Annotated in this window: 14 protein-coding genes and 1 pseudogene; 9 read left to right on the top strand and 6 right to left on the bottom strand. The window is 65.4% G+C overall.

Annotated features, from left to right (window positions below; all coding sequences use genetic code 11):
• Positions 1-43: 43 nt before the first annotated feature.
• Both nirD and nirB read right to left on the bottom strand, forming a co-directional pair.
• Positions 44-403, bottom strand: coding sequence for a nitrite reductase small subunit NirD (nirD, locus tag C7411_RS26720; RefSeq protein WP_110387020.1), 360 nt, complete (start codon positions 401-403; stop codon positions 44-46).
• Between the two features lie 29 nt (positions 404-432).
• Positions 433-3,024, bottom strand: a complete 2,592-nt coding sequence (nirB, locus tag C7411_RS26715; RefSeq protein ID WP_110387102.1) for a nitrite reductase large subunit NirB — start codon at positions 3,022-3,024, stop codon at positions 433-435.
• 675 nt (positions 3,025-3,699) lie between these two features.
• On the opposite strand from nirB, the gene cobA reads away from it, so the two are divergent.
• Positions 3,700-4,497: a uroporphyrinogen-III C-methyltransferase gene (cobA, locus tag C7411_RS26710; protein ID WP_110387019.1), complete on the top strand. Its 798-nt coding sequence runs from the start codon at positions 3,700-3,702 to the stop codon at positions 4,495-4,497.
• A gap of 56 nt (positions 4,498-4,553) precedes the next feature.
• On the opposite strand, the gene C7411_RS26705 is transcribed toward cobA, so the two are convergent.
• Positions 4,554-5,948, bottom strand: coding sequence for an MFS transporter (locus C7411_RS26705; RefSeq protein ID WP_110387101.1), 1,395 nt, complete (start codon positions 5,946-5,948; stop codon positions 4,554-4,556).
• A 21-nt stretch (positions 5,949-5,969) separates the two neighbouring features.
• Positions 5,970-6,698, bottom strand: coding sequence for a type IV pili methyl-accepting chemotaxis transducer N-terminal domain-containing protein (locus C7411_RS26700; RefSeq protein WP_243413363.1), 729 nt, complete (start codon positions 6,696-6,698; stop codon positions 5,970-5,972).
• Positions 6,699-7,199: 501 nt separating this feature from the next.
• On the opposite strand from C7411_RS26700, the gene C7411_RS26695 reads away from it, so the two are divergent.
• The 8 genes from C7411_RS26695 (at position 7,200) to C7411_RS26660 (ending at position 14,646) form a co-directional block, all read left to right on the top strand.
• Entirely contained in the window at positions 7,200-7,568 is a 369-nt protein-coding gene (locus tag C7411_RS26695) for a hypothetical protein (RefSeq protein WP_221207116.1), read from the top strand.
• 341 nt (positions 7,569-7,909) lie between these two features.
• A complete protein-coding gene (locus tag C7411_RS26690) occupies positions 7,910-9,013 on the top strand; it encodes an AI-2E family transporter (protein ID WP_110387017.1) in 1,104 nt (367 codons plus the stop codon).
• A gap of 16 nt (positions 9,014-9,029) precedes the next feature.
• Positions 9,030-10,607: a TolC family protein gene (locus C7411_RS26685; RefSeq protein WP_373682660.1), complete on the top strand. Its 1,578-nt coding sequence runs from the start codon at positions 9,030-9,032 to the stop codon at positions 10,605-10,607.
• Positions 10,604-11,722 carry an HlyD family secretion protein gene (locus C7411_RS26680; protein WP_110387016.1) on the top strand — a complete coding sequence of 373 codons (1,119 nt, stop codon included), beginning with the start codon at positions 10,604-10,606 and terminating at the stop codon, positions 11,720-11,722. Before C7411_RS26685 ends, C7411_RS26680 begins: the two co-directional genes overlap by 4 nt.
• Positions 11,723-11,731: 9 nt before the next feature.
• Positions 11,732-12,775, top strand: coding sequence for a DUF2955 domain-containing protein (locus tag C7411_RS26675; protein WP_110387015.1), 1,044 nt, complete (start codon positions 11,732-11,734; stop codon positions 12,773-12,775).
• Complete coding sequence (locus tag C7411_RS26670) at positions 12,772-13,152, top strand: potassium channel family protein (RefSeq protein WP_110387014.1); 381 nt, start codon at positions 12,772-12,774, stop codon at positions 13,150-13,152. The genes C7411_RS26675 and C7411_RS26670 overlap by 4 nt, the downstream gene beginning before the upstream one ends.
• Positions 13,153-13,287: 135 nt before the next feature.
• Positions 13,288-14,220: a hypothetical protein gene (locus C7411_RS26665; RefSeq protein WP_110387098.1), complete on the top strand. Its 933-nt coding sequence runs from the start codon at positions 13,288-13,290 to the stop codon at positions 14,218-14,220.
• Positions 14,221-14,256: 36 nt separating this feature from the next.
• Positions 14,257-14,646 carry a hypothetical protein gene (locus C7411_RS26660; protein WP_243413362.1) on the top strand — a complete coding sequence of 130 codons (390 nt, stop codon included), beginning with the start codon at positions 14,257-14,259 and terminating at the stop codon, positions 14,644-14,646.
• 322 nt (positions 14,647-14,968) lie between these two features.
• Here the strand turns inward: C7411_RS26660 and C7411_RS26655 are convergent, their stop codons facing one another.
• Together C7411_RS26655 and C7411_RS26650 are read right to left on the bottom strand one after the other, a co-directional pair.
• Positions 14,969-16,264 carry an NRAMP family divalent metal transporter gene (locus C7411_RS26655; RefSeq protein ID WP_110387013.1) on the bottom strand — a complete coding sequence of 432 codons (1,296 nt, stop codon included), beginning with the start codon at positions 16,262-16,264 and terminating at the stop codon, positions 14,969-14,971.
• A 297-nt stretch (positions 16,265-16,561) separates the two neighbouring features.
• A pseudogene (locus C7411_RS26650) lies at positions 16,562-16,936 on the bottom strand (DNA topoisomerase IB); the annotation flags it as partial.
• Positions 16,937-16,946 lie beyond the last annotated feature (10 nt).

Below are 16,946 nucleotides of genomic sequence, written 5' to 3'. Positions count from 1 at the left end.
GGCGCATCCTGCGCGCCGTGCGTTTGTCATTTCAATCGGCACATCAGGCGGCAATCCACACCTGACCGTTTTCCACACGCGCGGGGAAGGCATTGACCGAATGCTGCGGCGCTTCGATGCACTCGCCGGTGGACAGATCGAAGTGATGCTTGTAGATCGGCGAGGCGACCACGATGCGCTCGCCTAAGCTGCCCACGAGCCCGCGCGAGAGCACGGCTGCGTGCGAGTTCGGATCGTAGTTGCCGATGGCGTACACGCGCGCGTCGCCGTCGTCGACATGGAACACGGCGACCTGTTCGCCCTTCACGAGCGCGCACACGCCGGTGTTCGGCACGATGTCGTCGAGCGTGCAGACGGGAACCCAGTTGCCTTCAACAGGTTCGCTTTTTGCTTCGCTATTCATTTCGCACTCCTCGGTTCGATGAAAGGGAATCAGACGGTTTCGACGACTACGGGAATGCCGGACAGCGCTTCATGCCGCCTGAAATGCGACGCCGCTTGCGGGACCTGCGTGCGCTCCGCGGGCGTAGCCGGGCGAATCTGGCCGCGCTCTTCAATGAAGGTGACGTGCTGGTCGCCTGCATCGCTATTGACGAAGTGGCGGAAGCGGCGGCGCGTTTCGGGATCGGTCACGGCCTTCTTCCACTCGCACTCGTAGGTGTCCACCACGAGCTGCATCTCCGCTTCGAGTTCGGCGCCAAGACCGAGCTTGTCGTGCACGACCACGTCGATCAGATAGTCGAGGCCGCCTTCGAGGTTGTCGCGCCATACGCTCGTGCGCTGCAGGCGGTCGGCCGTGCGCACGTAGAACATGAGGAAGCGGTCGACGTAGCGCACCAGCGTGGCCTGATCGAGATCGGCAGCGAGCAGTTCCGCATGGCGCGGCTTCATGCCGCCGTTGCCGCACACGTAGAGGTTCCAGCCCTTCTCGGTGGCGATAATGCCGATGTCCTTGCCTTGCGCCTCCGCGCATTCGCGCGTGCAGCCCGAGACACCGAACTTGATCTTGTGCGGCGCGCGCAGACCCTTGTATCGGTTCTCGAGTTCGATCGCGAAGCCTACCGAGTCCCCCACGCCGTAGCGGCACCACGTCGAGCCCACGCACGACTTCACGGTGCGCAGCGCCTTGCCGTATGCGTGCCCCGATTCGAAGCCCGCGGCGATCAGCTCTTCCCAGACGAAAGGCAACTGCTCGACGCGCGCACCAAAAAGGTCCACACGCTGACCACCCGTGATCTTCGTGTACAGGCCGTACTTCTTCGCCACCTGCCCAACGGCGATAAGGCCTTCCGGCGTGACCTCGCCGCCCGGCATGCGCGGCACCACCGAATACGTGCCGTCGCGCTGAATGTTGGCGAGGTAGTAGTCGTTCGAATCCTGCAGGCTCGCGTGCTCCTTCTTCAGCACGAATTCGTTCCAGCAGGACGCCAGAATCCCGCCCACGGCCGGCTTGCAGATATCGCAGCCCAGTCCTTTGCCATGCTTCGCGAGCAGTTCGCCGAAGGTCTTGATGCCCTCCACGCGCACGATGTGATAAAGCTCCTGGCGCGAATAATGGAAGTGCTCGCAAAGGTGATTATTGACGGCGAGCCCCTGGCGCTTCATCTCCGACTTCATGATCTGCGTGACGAGCGGCACGCAGCCGCCGCACGACGTGCCGGCGTTGCACGCCCCCTTCACCGCGGCGATGGTCGTCGCACCTTGCTGGACTGCAGCGCAGATTTGCGCCTTCGAAACGTTGTTGCACGAGCAGATCTGTGCGGCGTCGGGCAGCGCCTGCACGCCGAGCGCGGGCCTGGCCTTGCCGTCGGCCTGCGGCAGGATCATGAATTCGGGCGACTCGGGCAGCTCGATGCCGTTGAGCATCATCTGCAGCAGCGTGCCGTATTCGCTCGCGTCGCCCACCATCACCGCGCCGAGCAGCTTCTTGCCGCAATCGGACACCACGATCTTCTTGTAGACCTGGCGGCGCTCGTCGGCGTAGCGGTAGGAACGGCTGCCGGGCGTCTTGCCGTGTGCGTCGCCGATGCTCGCCACGTCCACGCCCATCAGCTTGAGCTTGGTGCTCATGTCGGCGCCCGCGAAGCTCGACGCCTCGCCCGCCAGCGCCCTGGCCACAATGCGCGCCATGTCATAACCGGGCGCGACGAGGCCGAATATCTGGCCTTGCCACAGCGCGCATTCGCCGATGGCGTAGATGTTCGCGTCGCTCGTGCGGCACTGGTCGTCGATCACGATGCCCCCGCGCGCGCCGATTTCAAGGCCGCAGGCGCGGGCGATCTCGTCGCGCGGGCGAATGCCGGCCGAGAACACGATCATGTCGGCGTCGAGGTGCGTGCCATCGGCGAACTGCATGCGGTTGGCGGCCGTCGCGCCGTCCACCGTTTTGCCGTCCACGATAGCCAGTGTGTTCTTGTGCGTGTGCACGCTCACACCGAGCTCTTCGATCTTGCCGCGCAGCATGCGGCCGCCGTCGTCGTCCACCTGCACGGCCATGAGGCGCGGCGCGAACTCCACCACGTGCGTCTCGAGGCCCAGGTCGCGCAGGGCTTTCGCGCATTCGAGACCGAGCAGGCCCCCGCCCACCACCACGCCCGACTTCGCATGCGCGCCGCGCGCCTGCATCGCTTCGAGATCGTCAATGGTCCGGTAGACGAAGCAATCGGGGCGATCATTGCCCGCGATGGGCGGCACGAACGCCGAGGAGCCGGTGGCCAGCACGAGCTTGTCGTACGCAAGCGTCTCGCCGTTGGACACCTGAACGGTGCGCGCTTCGCGATCGATCGACACCGCCCTGGCGTTCAGCACGAGACGCACGTTCTCGCGATCGAAGAAGCCGGGTGCCACGAGCGAGAGATGGTCCGCCGACTTGCCCGCGAAGAATTCGGAGAGATGCACGCGGTCGTAGGCGGGACGCGGCTCCTCGCAGAGCACCGTCACACGCATGTCGGGCGCGCCGTCCGCGAGGATGCACTCGAGAAATTTGTGGCCCACCATGCCATGGCCGACGACGACGATCTCCATCGCTGCCGAGCTGTTCACTTCGTTCGTTGCTTGCACCATGCTGAGCCCCTGCCAATAAAAAAGGCGTCCCGCGATTCCAGCTTCTCGCGAAGCCAGATTCGGGGGACGCCGTTGCCCTGAATACGAAACCCTTGTGCGCCGCGCTATTGCTTGCGGCCGAATCCCCATTGATTCGCGTGGCACTTGCTGCGAAGCATCATGCAAACGCTGTGCCAGTCTGCGTGCATCCCGCGCAATGCCTCGCCCGGTGGACTTCGGTGGCCGGCGAGCGGAGCGTCCGGCACTTCGCCGGGGCGCGCATCGTGATGCAGGCCGGCACAAGATTGGTGCCGTGCAGCACACTCGCTGTGCGCCCTGGGCGTGCAGGTTGCGGCGTTGTTAATTGGGGGGCAGCCGGCGAGGTGCGGCCGGCCAGGTGCAGTCGGCCAGGGGCGCGCCGCCAGCGCGGCGGGCAGCGCGAGCGCGCGCAGGTTGGTCTGGAATTTGCGTGAGTCCGGGTGCCCGGCAGCGTTGCCGGGCATGCAACCTTGGGGCCGCGCTTCGCGCACCGCTCGCCGCGCGCCTCGACTCGAACACACCGGACAATGGCGTCCCCTCGTCGCAAGCGGCGAGCGGACGCCATTTGTTTTATGGCGCTCCCCCACGCGGGTGCGCGCAATCCAAAGGAAGACGACGATGACGACGGGCAACGAAGGTAAGGTCACGCTGGTGAGCGCAGGTCCGGGCGATCTCGACCTGCTAACCCTGAAGGCGGCGAAGGTGCTCGCGAGCGCCGACGTCGTGCTGCTCGACGATCTCGTGAATCCGGAAATCGTCACGCTCGCACCGCAGGCCCGGGTGATCCGCGTGGGCAAGCGAGGCGGCTGCCGCTCCACGCCGCAGGCCTTCATCGAGCGACTGATGCAGCGCTACGCGCGCCACGGCTTGCACGTGGTACGCGTGAAAGGCGGCGACGCATTGCTCTTTGGCCGCGCTGGGGAAGAACTCGCGGCGTTGCGCCGTGCGGGCGTAAGCGTAGATATCGTGAACGGCGTGTCTTCGGCGTTCGCGGCGGCGGCGGGGCTCGGCGTGTCGCTCACGCATCGCGACCATTGCCAGGGTGTGATCTTCGTGACCGCGCATCTGCGCGATCATAGTGAACCGGACTGGCAGGCGCTCGCCGCAACGGGCATGACGCTCGCCATCTATATGGGCATGAGCCGGATCGAATCGCTGTGCGCAACGCTCGTGGGCGCGCTCCCCGCGGCGACGCCCGCCGCCGTCGTGCAGTGGGCCGGCAGCGCGAACGAGCGGCGCGTCACGGGCACGCTCGGCTCGATCGCGGCGCATGCTCGTGCAGCGGGCCTTGGCAGCCCCGCCATCATTCTCGTGGGCAACGCGATCGGCGAGGCGGCTTCGTTCGCCAATTCGCCTGCCTCGTTCGGCGTTCATTCGGGCATAGCGAGTATCGAGGACCTGCGTCGCCGCGCGTGAGCGCGCGAACGGCCCGCCGCTCGCGCACTGGCTGCATCCTGCTCTCTACCCGGGTCTCAGTTGCCTGCGCTCGCCTGAGCACCATGCACGACAGCTGGGGCCATCGCCGGCTCGTGGGGCAGCGCCCATTCGAGCCAGCGTGCACGATGCAGCACCACGAGTCCAAATGCAGCCGCCGCGATCACGCCGAACGTCGCGAAGCCCATCTGGTAGCTGCCGGTGCTCTCCTTGGCAATGCCCATGATGACCGGCAGATAGAAGCCGCCGATTCCCCCCGCCGCGCCGATGATGCCCGACATCAGCCCGGTGCGGCCTTGCCAGCGGCGCGGTACGAGCTGGAACGTCGCGCCGTTGCCGAGACCGAAGCACACGTAGGTGAACGCCAGCAGCGCAATGCCGGCGGCGAACGGCGGCATCCACAGCGCGAACGCGAAATCGCACACCGAGATCGCGGCAAGCAGCACCACGAGTGCGCGTACGCCCGAAATGCGATCCGCGATCAGGCCGCCAAGCGGGCGTACCATCGCGCCGGTCAGCGCGAGCAGCGACATCACCACGCCGGCTTCGAGCTTCGGCACCTGGTAGAGCGAAATAAGCAGCGTCGAGACATAGGACGACATGCCGACGAAGCCGCCAAACGTGATGCTGTACACGAGCATCACGACCCACGTGTCGCCTTCGGTGAGTACCACGCGATAGTGGCGCGGCAACACGGCAATGGCGAGCAGCGCGCCCAGCACCGGCAGCAGCAGCACACCGGTCTTGCCCGCGCCGAACACGCCTGCATGCACGGCAAGCACCAGCGCGATCAAGCCGGCAAGCGTGATGCCGAACGACCGCAATGCCCGCGGCGCGCTCCCGGACTTCTGGCCGAGATCGCGGGCCCAGAAGGTCACGGCCGTTGCGGTAAGCGCGAGCAGCGGCAGCGCCGCGCCCGTGGCGCGCGCCCATCCATAGTGGCTGGCGAGGCCGGGAAAGAGGAAGCCGTCGAGCACCGCGCCAATATTGCCGGCCGCGGCGAGGCCGAGCACGAGGCCCTGCACCTTCGGCGGATAGTTGCTGCCCGCCATCGGCAGCGCCACGGCGAAGCTCGCGCCGCCCACGCCAAGCAGCACGCCGAGTACGAGCAGCAATGTGTAGGACGGCGTGCCCGGCATCATCAACAGCACCGCGGCGGGGATGGCGGAAAGTGCGATGCCCATCAGCGCGGCGCGGCGGCCGTCGCAGGCCTGATAGAGATTGCCGAGCGTCACGCGCAGAATCGCCGCGCCGAGCACGGGCACGGCCACGAGCAGACCCAGTTCGCCCGGCGTCATCGCAATGTCCTTCTGGATGAACGGCGCGAGCGGGCCGAACATCACCCACACCGTGAAGCCGGTGTCGAAATACAGGAAACACGCGATCAGCGCGCGCCAGTTACCGCTCTTGAGCGAACTTACCAGGTCTTTCACGAGGTTCTCCAATAGTGGATCTCAACCCGCCACGCGGGCATGCATCCGTTGATTTCGGAATCCGGAATGTCTTTCAGGCGCGCTGCTGCGCGTCCCGGGCTTGCCGACTACGCCCTGCACGAGCCTGTCCATTTCGCCTATCACGTGCGCCAGTTCCGCCGTGATCACCGCGAATTCGCGGCCGAACTGGCCGGCGCGGGCGGCAGCCACCCGTGCATTGAGCGCGACGATGTTCGCGCGCAGGGAAATGGCGGCGAGTTCATCGACGATGCCGGCCTGGCGCTTCGCCGCCGCGGCTTCCACGCTGCGCAATTCGTCCTGGTATGCCTGGGTCAGCGCTTGCAGCAGTTCGAGCAGCGGCGTGGCGGCAGCGGTGAGTTCCGTCACGGCAGCCTCGCACCCGCTATCGGCCGCCGCCGCATGGGCTGAGCGCTCGAGGCACGCGCACGCGTGCGCGGCGAGCTTCATGAACGCACGAATGCGCTCGTCGGCCTTGCGTGCGCCGAAGTAGAGTTCGTGCAACGCCGTCGAGAACACGCCGGGAAAATGATCGTCACCCTCGACCAGCCGCGCGTGCGAAGCCGCAAACGTGTCGAGGCAATCACGCGCGATGACGAGGGCGGCCGCGTCGCCGCGCAAGCCGAGCAGCGCATGCAGGACCACGCGCTGCGAGAGCATGCGCTGGCGCCCGGCCAGATTGATCAGTTCGCCGACGATTTCCGCAGAGATGTCTGGTGTCGTTTCCCGCATGTTCATCTGTAGTAGTACAAATCGTGTCGCCAAAGGTCGGTCAAACCACGGTGCTTGCGCGAAGCGCAAAAAAAAGCGTCCCGAAGCGCACCCGCCACGCACGCTGTGCCGTGGAGTGCCGCTTCGGGACGCCGTTGCCCCGCACGATCGACTGATCCCGCGCATGGCGGGACGATGATGCAATTCCTCGGAGCCGTCATTGGCCCCGGTAGCGACAAAGCAATAGGTATGCCACCCGACCCGCAGGCGGCCTGCGCGCCCCGCGCAACACCCGGCCAGCGCAGGTTTCACGGTTCACGCAGCGCGCGCGGCGCGAGTGGCCAGGACCGGCTGTGCGCCACCAATCGTGTGCCTCAGGTGACTGCTGCTGGTGCACTGCAGCGAAGCCTCGCACCATCGCCGGGCACTGTCTTGCCGTTCGGCGCGGCCGCGCTACCCTGTAAACATGGATTGGTGGGCCGCGCCAGCGCACATGCGCAGCGCCGGCCTGGGAGGTGCGTCATGAAGCCAACCTCAATCGCCCTCGCGCTCGCATGGACCGCCTTCGGCCCTGGCGGCCTCGTCATCCCGGCTGCGGCGAGCGCCGCGAATGAAGCGACGATCGCCATCGTCTCCGGCACCTACGGCAGCAACTGCGGCGCACCACACGGCAATGTCACGCGCGATCTCGCCGCGCACTGTGACGGTTTGAGAACCTGCAACTATCCGGTTTCGATGATTGCCGCGCAATCTGGCGGCTGTCGCAATGACTATCTCGCCGAGTGGCGCTGCGGCGGCCACGAATTCCACAATGCTGCACTGGCTCCCGTTGCGGGCAACGGTGATCGACTCATTCTCAGCTGCGAGCCTTCGAGTGGTCCGGGGCATTGAGGCCTGCAACAAGAATCAGAATCAAACTCGCTGCCTGCCCACTACGCCATTTTCAATGCATGGTTAACCCGATTCCTCGCGGGCCCAAAACAGATCGCACGTTCGTTGTCCCTTTTCAGCGCGTGTAATAGACTCAATTCGACGGTGCGCTCCGCACAACTCGCAGGCGACTGCAAACATCGCAGAGTCGTGCTCCCTGTCACGGGGTCATGCCGGGAAGGAGCGTAGCGTCGGCGGACAGTTTCTCGTACTACCTGGGGTTCTGGCGGTCCTCGCCGGAACGAGATAGGAGCCGGGGCGCGGCTGAGTTGCACGCCCCGGTCAGCGAGGAGACACAGACGATGCTGCTGCCCACTACATCAACGCCGGCGCAGTCCCGGGATTTGCTGGATGTCCTGATCCGCGCCGCACTCATTGCCGTCCTGGCGATGTTTTGCTTTCGCATCTTCGCCCCGTTCCTCGACCTCATGGTCTGGTCCGTGATTCTCGCAGTCACGCTTTATCCGCTGCAAATGAAACTGCAGCGCCGCTTCCCTCACAAGGATGGGCTCATCGCCACGCTCATCATTCTCGTGGCGTTCGGCGTGATCCTCGCGCCCACCTGGCTGCTCGGTGTAGCCGTAGCCGATTCGATCGAGCGTGCCATGAGCGTTGCGAAGGGCGGCACGTTTCATATCCCGCCTCCCGCCGACTCGATCGCACACTGGCCAGTCGTCGGTCAGCGCGTATACGACTTCTGGATGCAGGCGTCGACCGACATCACCGGCCTCGTGCAGCGCTTCGCGCCGCAACTGAAGGCGGCCGGCCTCGCGCTGCTCGGCACGATCACCGGGCTCGGCGCCGCACTGCTGATCTTCTTCGTAGCCCTGATTATTGCCGGCATTCTCATGGCGCATGGCGAGTCGGGCCATCGCAGCGCGGTGCAGATCGCGTCGCGCGTTTCCGGCCCGGAAAACGGCCCGCAGATCGCCGACCTTTGCACCGCCACGATTCGCGCCGTCGCCCAGGGCGTGGTGGGCATCGCGTTCATCCAGATGGTGTTGATCGGCGTCGGCTTCGTCGTGATGGGCATTCCCGGCGCGGGCCTGCTCGCGCTGGCCGTGCTGCTGATCGGCATCATGCAGTTGCCCGCCACGCTCATCACCGTGCCCGTCATCATCTTCGTGATCATGACGCAGGGCGTGAGCACGGCGACCATCGTCTTCTCCGTCTACGAGTTCGTCGCCGGGCTCGCCGACAACGTGCTCAAGCCGCTGCTGCTTGGCCGCGGCGTGGCGGTGCCCATGCCCGTCGTACTGATCGGCGCGATCGGCGGTATGGTCACGGGCGGCGTGATCGGCCTTTTCATCGGCCCGGTGATGCTCGCCGTCGCCTATCAACTGTTCTGGCGCTGGGTGAAAGACCAGCCGCAACCCGAACGCTCACGAGAAGAACAGCAGGCTTGAGCCGCGAGACCGCCCTGTGATTCTCTGCGAGCGCCCTTACTGGCTCCCGCTCGGCGCCTGCTGCCTGAGCACGCTGCTGGGCGCCTGCATGCGCGTGGGCCCCGACTTTCAGCCGCAACGCGAAAGCTGGAGCGAGCACTGGAGCAGTGCATCGATCGAGCAGGTCACGTCGATCGCGACGCAGGCTGACGAGCAACCCGACGCGCGCCAATGGTGGCGCGTATTCGGAGACGAAAATCTCGAACAGCTGATTGCCGCGGCCGACGAGAATAACGGCGACCTGAAGATCGCCGCGTTGCGCGTGATCGAGGCGCGCGCCCAGCTCGGCATCGCGCTCGCGGGGCGTTACCCGCAGGTGCAGCAGGCCAACGCCGACGTGCTGGCCTCGGCGCGCAAGCGCCACGACGGCTTCGACCCGCGTTCGGGCGCGTACTTTCAGTATGGTCTTGGCCTGAGCATCGGCTGGGAACTGGACTTCTGGGGACGCTTCAGCCGCGCGATCGAATCGGCCGACGCCTCGTTCTTCGCCGCCCAGGACAACCGCGAAGACGCGCTCGTGCTCGTTCACGCGCAGGTCGCCGACACCTATTTCACGCTACGCACGACCGAAGCGCGCCTGCGCATTGCGCGCGAAAACGCGCAGCTGCAAAAGCGCAGCTACGAGATCACGCAAAAGCTCTTCAAAAGCGGCGAAACCGACGAACTCGATCTCCAGCAGGCGAAAACACAGTATCTCGGCACGCTGAGCAGCGTTCCCGTGTTCGAAAGCCAGATTGCGGTGGCGCGTCATGCGCTTGGCGTGCTGCTTGGACGCCCGCCCGGCCCGCTGCCGGAGCTCGACGTGCAGCCGGCCAAGGCAGGCGTCGTCCCGCTCATCGACCGCGCCGTGCTTCAGGATGTGCCCGCGAAGCTGTTGCTGCGCCGGCCGGACGTGCGCGCCGCGGAGCAGCAGATGGCCGCGCAGTCGGCGCTGATCGGCGTGGCGAAGGCCGATCTGTACCCATCCGTTTCGCTGGTCGGCTCGCTCGTCTGGAGCGCCAGCTCGCTCACCGGCGCGCCGAGCACGCTCGCCGTGGTGGGCGGCCCGAGCATCACATGGAACCTGTTCGACCACGGCCGCATCACGAACAACGTGCGCGTGCAGGATGCGCGCCTGCAGCAGTTGATCGTTGCGTATCAGAACACCGTGCGCGACGCGGCGCGCGAGGCCGACGACGCCGCAACGGCGCTGAGCGCGGCACTGCAGCGCGACACGATCCTGCACGACGCGCAAGGCGCAGCGCAGCGCTCGCTCACGCTCGCCAATACGATCTACCGCGAGGGGTACTCGGACTTCCAGCGCGTGCTCGACGCGCAGCGCGCACTTTCCGCGCAGCAGGACGCGTTCGTCGTCAATCGCGGCAATGCCGTGAGCAGCCTGATTGCGCTGTACAAGGCCGTGGACGGAGGCTGGGATCGGGATCAGCCGCTCATTGACCCCGCTACCCGCACCCAGATGCAGCGACGCACCGACTGGGGCGACCTGCTCGACGAACCGGCATCGCCCTCTGCCGCGCAGGGTCCCGGCTATCAACCGCAAGGGCCGACACGATGAGCAGCGTGCCCGAACCTTCGAGCCCGCCCCAGGCGCCGCCGGCTTCCGACCCCTCCGGCAAGGCGCTCAAGTGGATCGTCATCCTGATCGTCATCAGCCTGATCTGGTACCTGCTTGCGGATCGCTTCACGCCTTATACGCAGCAGGCGCGCATTGCGGCCTACGTCGTCCCCGTTGCGGCGGAAGTGCCGGGACGCGTGACGCGCGTGCTCGTGCACAACAACCAGGAGGTCAACGCCGGCGACGTGCTGTTCGAAATCGACAGCGAGCAATACCGCATTGCCGCCGACCGCGCGCGCGCCGACCTCGAATCGACGCGCCGGCAGATCGGCGCGAGCACCGCCGGGATCGATTCGGCGCAAGCCTCATTGCGCGCGGCGCTCGCCAACGAGGTCAAGGCGCGCCAGGACAGCGACCGGCTCGAACGGTTGTACCGTGAAGACGAAGGCACGGTCTCGCTGCGGCGGCTCGAAGTGGCGCGCGCCACGCACGAGCAGGCGCAAAGCCAGGTCGAAGCCGCCCGGGCCGAAGTCGAACGCGCGCGCGAACAGCAAGGCGGCAACGAAGCGGAGAACGCGCAGTTGCGCAGCGCAGCGGGCGCGCTCGAAAAGGCCGAGCTCGATCTCGCCAACACGCATATTCGCGCGCGCTCGGCCGGCGTCATCACCGACCTGCGCACCGAAGTTGGCCAGTTCGCGGCTGCGGGCAACCCGGTCATGACGCTCATCGCCATTCACGACGTCTGGGTCAGCGCGGACATGACGGAGAACAATCTGGGCCGCCTCCATGCCGGCACGCCCGTCGCCATCGCGCTGGACGCGCTGCCGGGCGAAGTGTTCGCCGGACGCATCCGCAGCATCGGCTATGGCGTGAGCGTCGGACAGAGCACGCCGCCCGGCACCCTGCCCACCGTGCAGAATAGCCGCGACTGGCTGCGTCCCGCGCAGCGCTTTCCCGTGATCGTCGAGTTCGACAGCGACGAGCGCGCACGGCTGCGCAACGTGCGCGTGGGCGGGCAGGCCGAAGTGATGGCGTTCCCGAGCGCAGGCAACCCGCTCAATCCGCTCGGCCGCGTGTTCCTGCGCGTGATGAGCTGGCTCTCCTTCCTCTACTGAGGGGCGCCCATGCAATCGAGTCCATCGCTTCCCGGCCGCCGTGCGCTACGCGTGGCCACCGGCACGGCGCTCACCCTTGCCATCAGCTTCGCGCTCGACTTTCCGATTCCCGTGATCGCGCCGGTACTCGCCGTCTTTGTGCTGGCGACGCAAACCCGGCCGCTTTCGCTCAAGGCGGCGCTCGCTCTCGCGCTGGTCGTTGCGCTCACGACGGGCAGCGGCCTGCTGCTTGTCCCCGTGCTGCGCTATTACCCGTTCGCCGGCGTGCTGCTCGTCGGCCTTTGTCTCTTCCTGACGTTTCGCGCCGGCCTGCGCGGCGGCAACAATCTGGTGTCGACGTTCCTCGCGGCGGGCCTCACGATGATTAGCGCGGCAGGCGTGGCCGATCAGCAACTCGCCGCCACCGTGGTCGGTGCGCTCGTAAAGGGACTGCTGCTCGCCGTGCTCGTCTCGGTTTTGAGTCACGCACTGTTTCCCGAGCCCGGTGCGGCGGCGGGCGCCAAACCCTCCGCGCGCGTCATGCCGCAGGGGGCGGCGTCGCGCATCGCCTTGCAGGCCGCGCTCGTGGTCATGCCCGCCTGGCTGCTGGCGATGAACGACCCCGCGAGCTACATGCCGATCATCATGAAATCCGTCAGCCTCGGCAGACAAAGCTGCACCACGTCGGCACGCGGCGCAGCGCATGAACTGCTCGGCTCCACGGCGCTCGGCGGCTTGCTCGCCGTCGCGTTCTGGTTTGCGCTCAGGCTCTTCGTGAACATCTGGATGTTCTATCTCTGGATGCTGCTGTTCGGCCTGCTCGTGGCGCGCAAGCTTTATCGCATCCACCCCACGCGTTATTCGCCCGGCTTCTGGCTGAACAGTCTCGTCACCATGATCATCCTGCTGGGCCAGTCGGTCCAGGACAGCGTGGCGGGCAAGGACGTCTACCGTGCATTCGCCGTGCGCATGGCGCTCTTTCTTGCCGTCACCGCTTACGCGTGCCTGATGCTGCAGATAGTCGAGCGCTTCGCACAGCGCAGCGCAGCCGCGCTCGAGAGGAATACGCCATGAACCATGCGCCGACAAGCGCGGACCTTGCCCCGAAGGCACGCGAAATCCTGCTGGAATCGGGCCGGGCCATCTGGTATATGCGTCTGCTTCTGGGCGGCCTGGTATTGATATTCGTTATCCTGACGATTGGCATGTTCTTTTTCGGCGGCGCCGTGGAGACGCTGAACCGCACCCCATCGACGGTGGGCGAGACCGTGTACTTCTATGCGATCACGGCGCTGACCATCGGTTACGGCGATGTGGTGCCGACCACCGTGTTCGGCCGCATCGACGCGGTGCTGCTCGGACTCGTCGGCGTCGTACTGACCGGATTGATCGTTGCAGCCGCCGTGCGCGGCGTGCAGGAGGCCTCACGCCATGCGCGCAACCGGGCGTGAGCAGGCTTAAGCAAACACAAGCAGGTGTAATCAGACCCAATCGGGCATCGGGACCCGGCAGGATCGAACATGACGAACACCATCACCGTCCGTTGGCTGCAACTTCGCATCGCGCTAGTGAGGACTGGCGCGGCGATGCTCGCAGCCGTGCTGCCGTGGCAAGCGCACGCGCAGAACGTACCGGGCCAGCTGTCGAACCAGACCGTGATAGGCGGCAACATCAAGCAGCATGCGGACGCCGTGCTGTCCATCATGACCTACACCACGGTGCCGGACGTCACCACCAGCTCGCTTTCGATCAACAACGGCACCACCGGCAACCCGGGCTTCGGGCAGACACAGCTAGGTGGCGGCTTCACACTGAGCCGGACGTTTCCGTTGTACATGGAAGGCACGATCGCGTACAGCCGCTACGACCCGACATTCGTCGCGACCGACGGCACACAGACGCGGGCGGTGCCCACGAGGTGGAATACCTTCAGCGGCACTGTGGGACTTGGCTGGGATTTTCGCATCACCAACGAACTCGTGTTTCGCCCAATCATAAACGGCACGATCGGACGTGTTTCCAGCGATCTGCGCATCGGACAAACGTTGTTCAACCATGTCACGGACAGTAATCTCCAGTTCCTCAATAACGGCTACCTGGACGCATATGGCTACGGCGGATCGCTCATGCTCGACTATGAGCACTACCGCGAGAACTACGAAATCGACGCGGAACTGCGCGCGACCGATATCTACCTGCGAAGCTTCGGCGGGAGTTCGGAAGCCGTTCAGGGGTCTGCGATGGCGCAGCAAGTGAGCCTCTGGACGCGCTGGCGCGCGCCAACGGGGTGGCACGCGCTGGACAAGCCGGTGCGCTACGTGCTCGAATTCGCCTACTCGCATTACTTCGGCGACAGCGCCGGGGTGCTCGGCTTCAACGAACTCACCTCGCTGGGCGTGGGTCTGGAACTCGACAGCAGCACGTATCCCATCATCATCACCCGTACGCGGGCCATGGTGCGCTATGTGTTTGGCCACAACGTGCACGGCGTGTCGTTTGGCCTGGCGGTCAGCTTTTAGGATGTCGAACGATGGATGCATGTGAGGAGAATGGCGATGAGTCCACGAGGTGAACGACAATTGCGCTCGACGGTGTATTCAGTCGCGCGGCGTCTCGCGCTCGCGGGCGTTTGGGCCTGCCTGCTGCCACTGGCCGGATGCCCGTACTACGCGGCGCCGCCCGGCACCGTGGTCATGACGCCCGCAAGCTACGACCGGTCATTCGCCGCCGCAGCGGGCGCCATGCGTGACGAGGGACTCGCCATCACCGTGCAGGACCCCGGCACAGGCATGATTGCGGGGACGCTCGACGGCGGCACCGTGACAGCGAACGTCTACCAGCAATCTGACGGCAGCGTAGTCGTGAAGTTCGATACCGCCGACGCGCGCGACCCCACGCTGATTCACCGGGTCGTGAGCCGCTACGACCGGCGCATGGGGCGGTAGGGGATCGTTTTACCGATCACCCGCAGGGCGCGCAAGCGCGACCCCACCAGCTTAGCCCGGGTAATAGAGCACGCCGGTGTCCGCCTCGTAACGGGCGGCGCCTTCGAAGGCATGCGCCTTGCGTCATCGATGCCGAACCGCACGTGCAGGCAACGCAGCTTGCGCTAAGCGCGCAGTGCCGTGGAAGGCGCAGTTGGCGTCATTCGCCAGCGTCGAAGTGCAACGTCTCGCGATGCCGCGTGACTGGCCTGCCGGTCGCTTCGACCTGATCGTAGGGACCGATTGCGCCTCGCATGCCGCGTCCAGGCTGGCTGGCCGCCCGCTAGCCGGGCACGAACATGCCTGCCGCCGCGATCGCCATTAACAGGGTGGCAATCCACCCCCCTGCTTTGAGGAATCCTGATATGGCGAACCTGCCCATGATCCTCTCGCTGCTTCCCATCAGCATCACGACGACCATGACCGGCACTGCAGCCAGCCCATTGATCACGGCGCTCCAGTAAAGCGCCTTGACGGGATCAAGGTGAAAGAAAGTCATGCTGACGCCGCCGATGATTGCCACCGCAATGACGGAGTAGAACTCGCGAGCGAGCGTCAGGTGAAGGGAAAGGCTGCTGCGCCACCTGAATGCGCCCGCTGCGCCATATGCAGCGGAGCCCGCCAATACAGGCAGCGCGAGCAGCCCGGTGCCTACTATGCCGGCGGCGAAGACGATCGACGCAAAGCGGCCCGCGATGGGTGCGAGTGCCCGAGCGGCATCGGCGGACGTGTGAACTTCAATATGATGGGCGTGAAGCGTGACAGCTGCGGTGAGCATGATAAAAAAACCGACGCCATTCGAAATTCCCATTCCGATCCACGTGTCTGCCGTGATCCTGTCGATCTGCCGATAAGCCCGAAATGATGAGACCCAGCGCAGCGGCCGCTCGCCAGGCTTTGAGCGAAGCTCCTCGACTTCCTGGGACGCCTGCCAGAAGAACAGATACGGACTGATCGTCGTGCCGAGGACGGCGACGACGGTAGTGACATAGGCGCTGGAAAGATTGGCGCGTGGCCAGATCACCGAAAGCGCGACTTGCCCCCAGTTCACCGGCACGACAAACGCAACAGCGACGTACGAAAACAGGACCAGGGTCAACCACTTAAGGAAGCGCGCATAGTTATCGTAAGGAATCCATATCTGAAGGATGGCAGACGACAGGCCAAGCGCGACCACATAAAGCTGCTGGGGACCGCGCACGAGCAGATGGAGCACCGCCCCCATTGCGGCCAGGTCTGCCGCGATGTTGATGGTGTTCGCGGCAGCGAGGACGAGCACCAATGCGATCACGAGCCATTTCGGCCCGTACACCCGCATGTTGGAGGCTAGCCCTTTTCCGCTCACGCGTCCGATACGCGCGCTGATCATCTGGATCGCAACCATCAGGGGATAGGACAACAGAAGCGTCCACAACAGCATGAACCCAAACTGCGCTCCCGCCTGGGAATAGGTGCCAATCCCGCTCGGGTCGTCATCTGCCGCTCCCGTGACGAGGCCGGGCCCGAGCCGGGACAGCCACGAGCGCTCTGTCTGGTCAGTCACCGAGACTTCGGGCTCGAGTCTTTCGTCGTCGTCCACGGGTACGCCCCTCGGAGATGCCGCTGGCAAAGCGCGGCACTGTACATGCGCAAGCGGCATGCCGCTGAAAGCGGCTCGCCCGGCAGCAGGTGTAGCATCACGAACGCCGACCCGGAATGCCAATTGTGGTTGAATGCTCGGCATAAGCTGCGACCGACGATGGACGCAGTGACATTGCTCACTCCGGCTCTTTACGCTGCGGCCGCTTTAGACGCAGTGGTCTGCGCTTGAGATGGCGTTACTCGAGCGCGGGCCTTGCGACTCGATTCGGACATCAGTGGGGTAAGCCGCGGGTCGCTCGAGATACTGGAAAAGATCCTGGCCCGGCAGGTCCATGCAGCGCTTCACAATCCGCGCAACGTGCACATCGCTTACGGCGACATCGTGCTCAATGCCACTCTTGCCACGAAACTTCAGGCGCAGGGTACCGGCTGAAATCTTCAGATGTCGCTTGCGAAGCGTCGTCAAACCATACGAGCGGTTTTCGCGCACATATGCCTCGCCGCCCACGCGGATCAGTGTCGTATCGAGCAAGCGCACGACTGTCGCCAACACCTTGTTGCGCGGGATGCCCTCGAGCGCGAGGTCGCGTTTGACCTGCGCGCGCAGCCTCGGCAGCACCGCGCCGAAGGCCATCATCCCGTCGTACTTGTTGGCGTCACGCGTTTCCCGCCGCGCGCTG

It is taken from the genome of Paraburkholderia silvatlantica, from assembly GCF_003096715.1.
GTDB lineage: Bacteria > Pseudomonadota > Gammaproteobacteria > Burkholderiales > Burkholderiaceae > Paraburkholderia > Paraburkholderia silvatlantica.
This window is presented reverse-complemented; position numbering and strand designations above follow the sequence as displayed.

Excerpts from the sequence above, each read along its gene's own strand:
- nirD (WP_110387020.1), bottom strand. The coding sequence starts at position 403 with ATGAATAGCGAAGCAAAAAGCGAACCTGTTGAAGGCAACTGGGTTCCC.
- nirB (WP_110387102.1), bottom strand. The coding sequence starts at position 3,024 with ATGGAGATCGTCGTCGTCGGCCATGGCATGGTGGGCCACAAATTTCTC.
- cobA (WP_110387019.1), top strand. The coding sequence starts at position 3,700 with ATGACGACGGGCAACGAAGGTAAGGTCACGCTGGTGAGCGCAGGTCCG.
- C7411_RS26700 (WP_243413363.1), bottom strand. The coding sequence starts at position 6,698 with ATGCGGGAAACGACACCAGACATCTCTGCGGAAATCGTCGGCGAACTG.
- C7411_RS26695 (WP_221207116.1), top strand. The coding sequence starts at position 7,200 with ATGAAGCCAACCTCAATCGCCCTCGCGCTCGCATGGACCGCCTTCGGC.
- C7411_RS26690 (WP_110387017.1), top strand. The coding sequence starts at position 7,910 with ATGCTGCTGCCCACTACATCAACGCCGGCGCAGTCCCGGGATTTGCTG.
- C7411_RS26680 (WP_110387016.1), top strand. The coding sequence starts at position 10,604 with ATGAGCAGCGTGCCCGAACCTTCGAGCCCGCCCCAGGCGCCGCCGGCT.
- C7411_RS26675 (WP_110387015.1), top strand. The coding sequence starts at position 11,732 with ATGCAATCGAGTCCATCGCTTCCCGGCCGCCGTGCGCTACGCGTGGCC.
- C7411_RS26670 (WP_110387014.1), top strand. The coding sequence starts at position 12,772 with ATGAACCATGCGCCGACAAGCGCGGACCTTGCCCCGAAGGCACGCGAA.
- C7411_RS26665 (WP_110387098.1), top strand. The coding sequence starts at position 13,288 with ATGCTCGCAGCCGTGCTGCCGTGGCAAGCGCACGCGCAGAACGTACCG.
- C7411_RS26660 (WP_243413362.1), top strand. The coding sequence starts at position 14,257 with ATGAGTCCACGAGGTGAACGACAATTGCGCTCGACGGTGTATTCAGTC.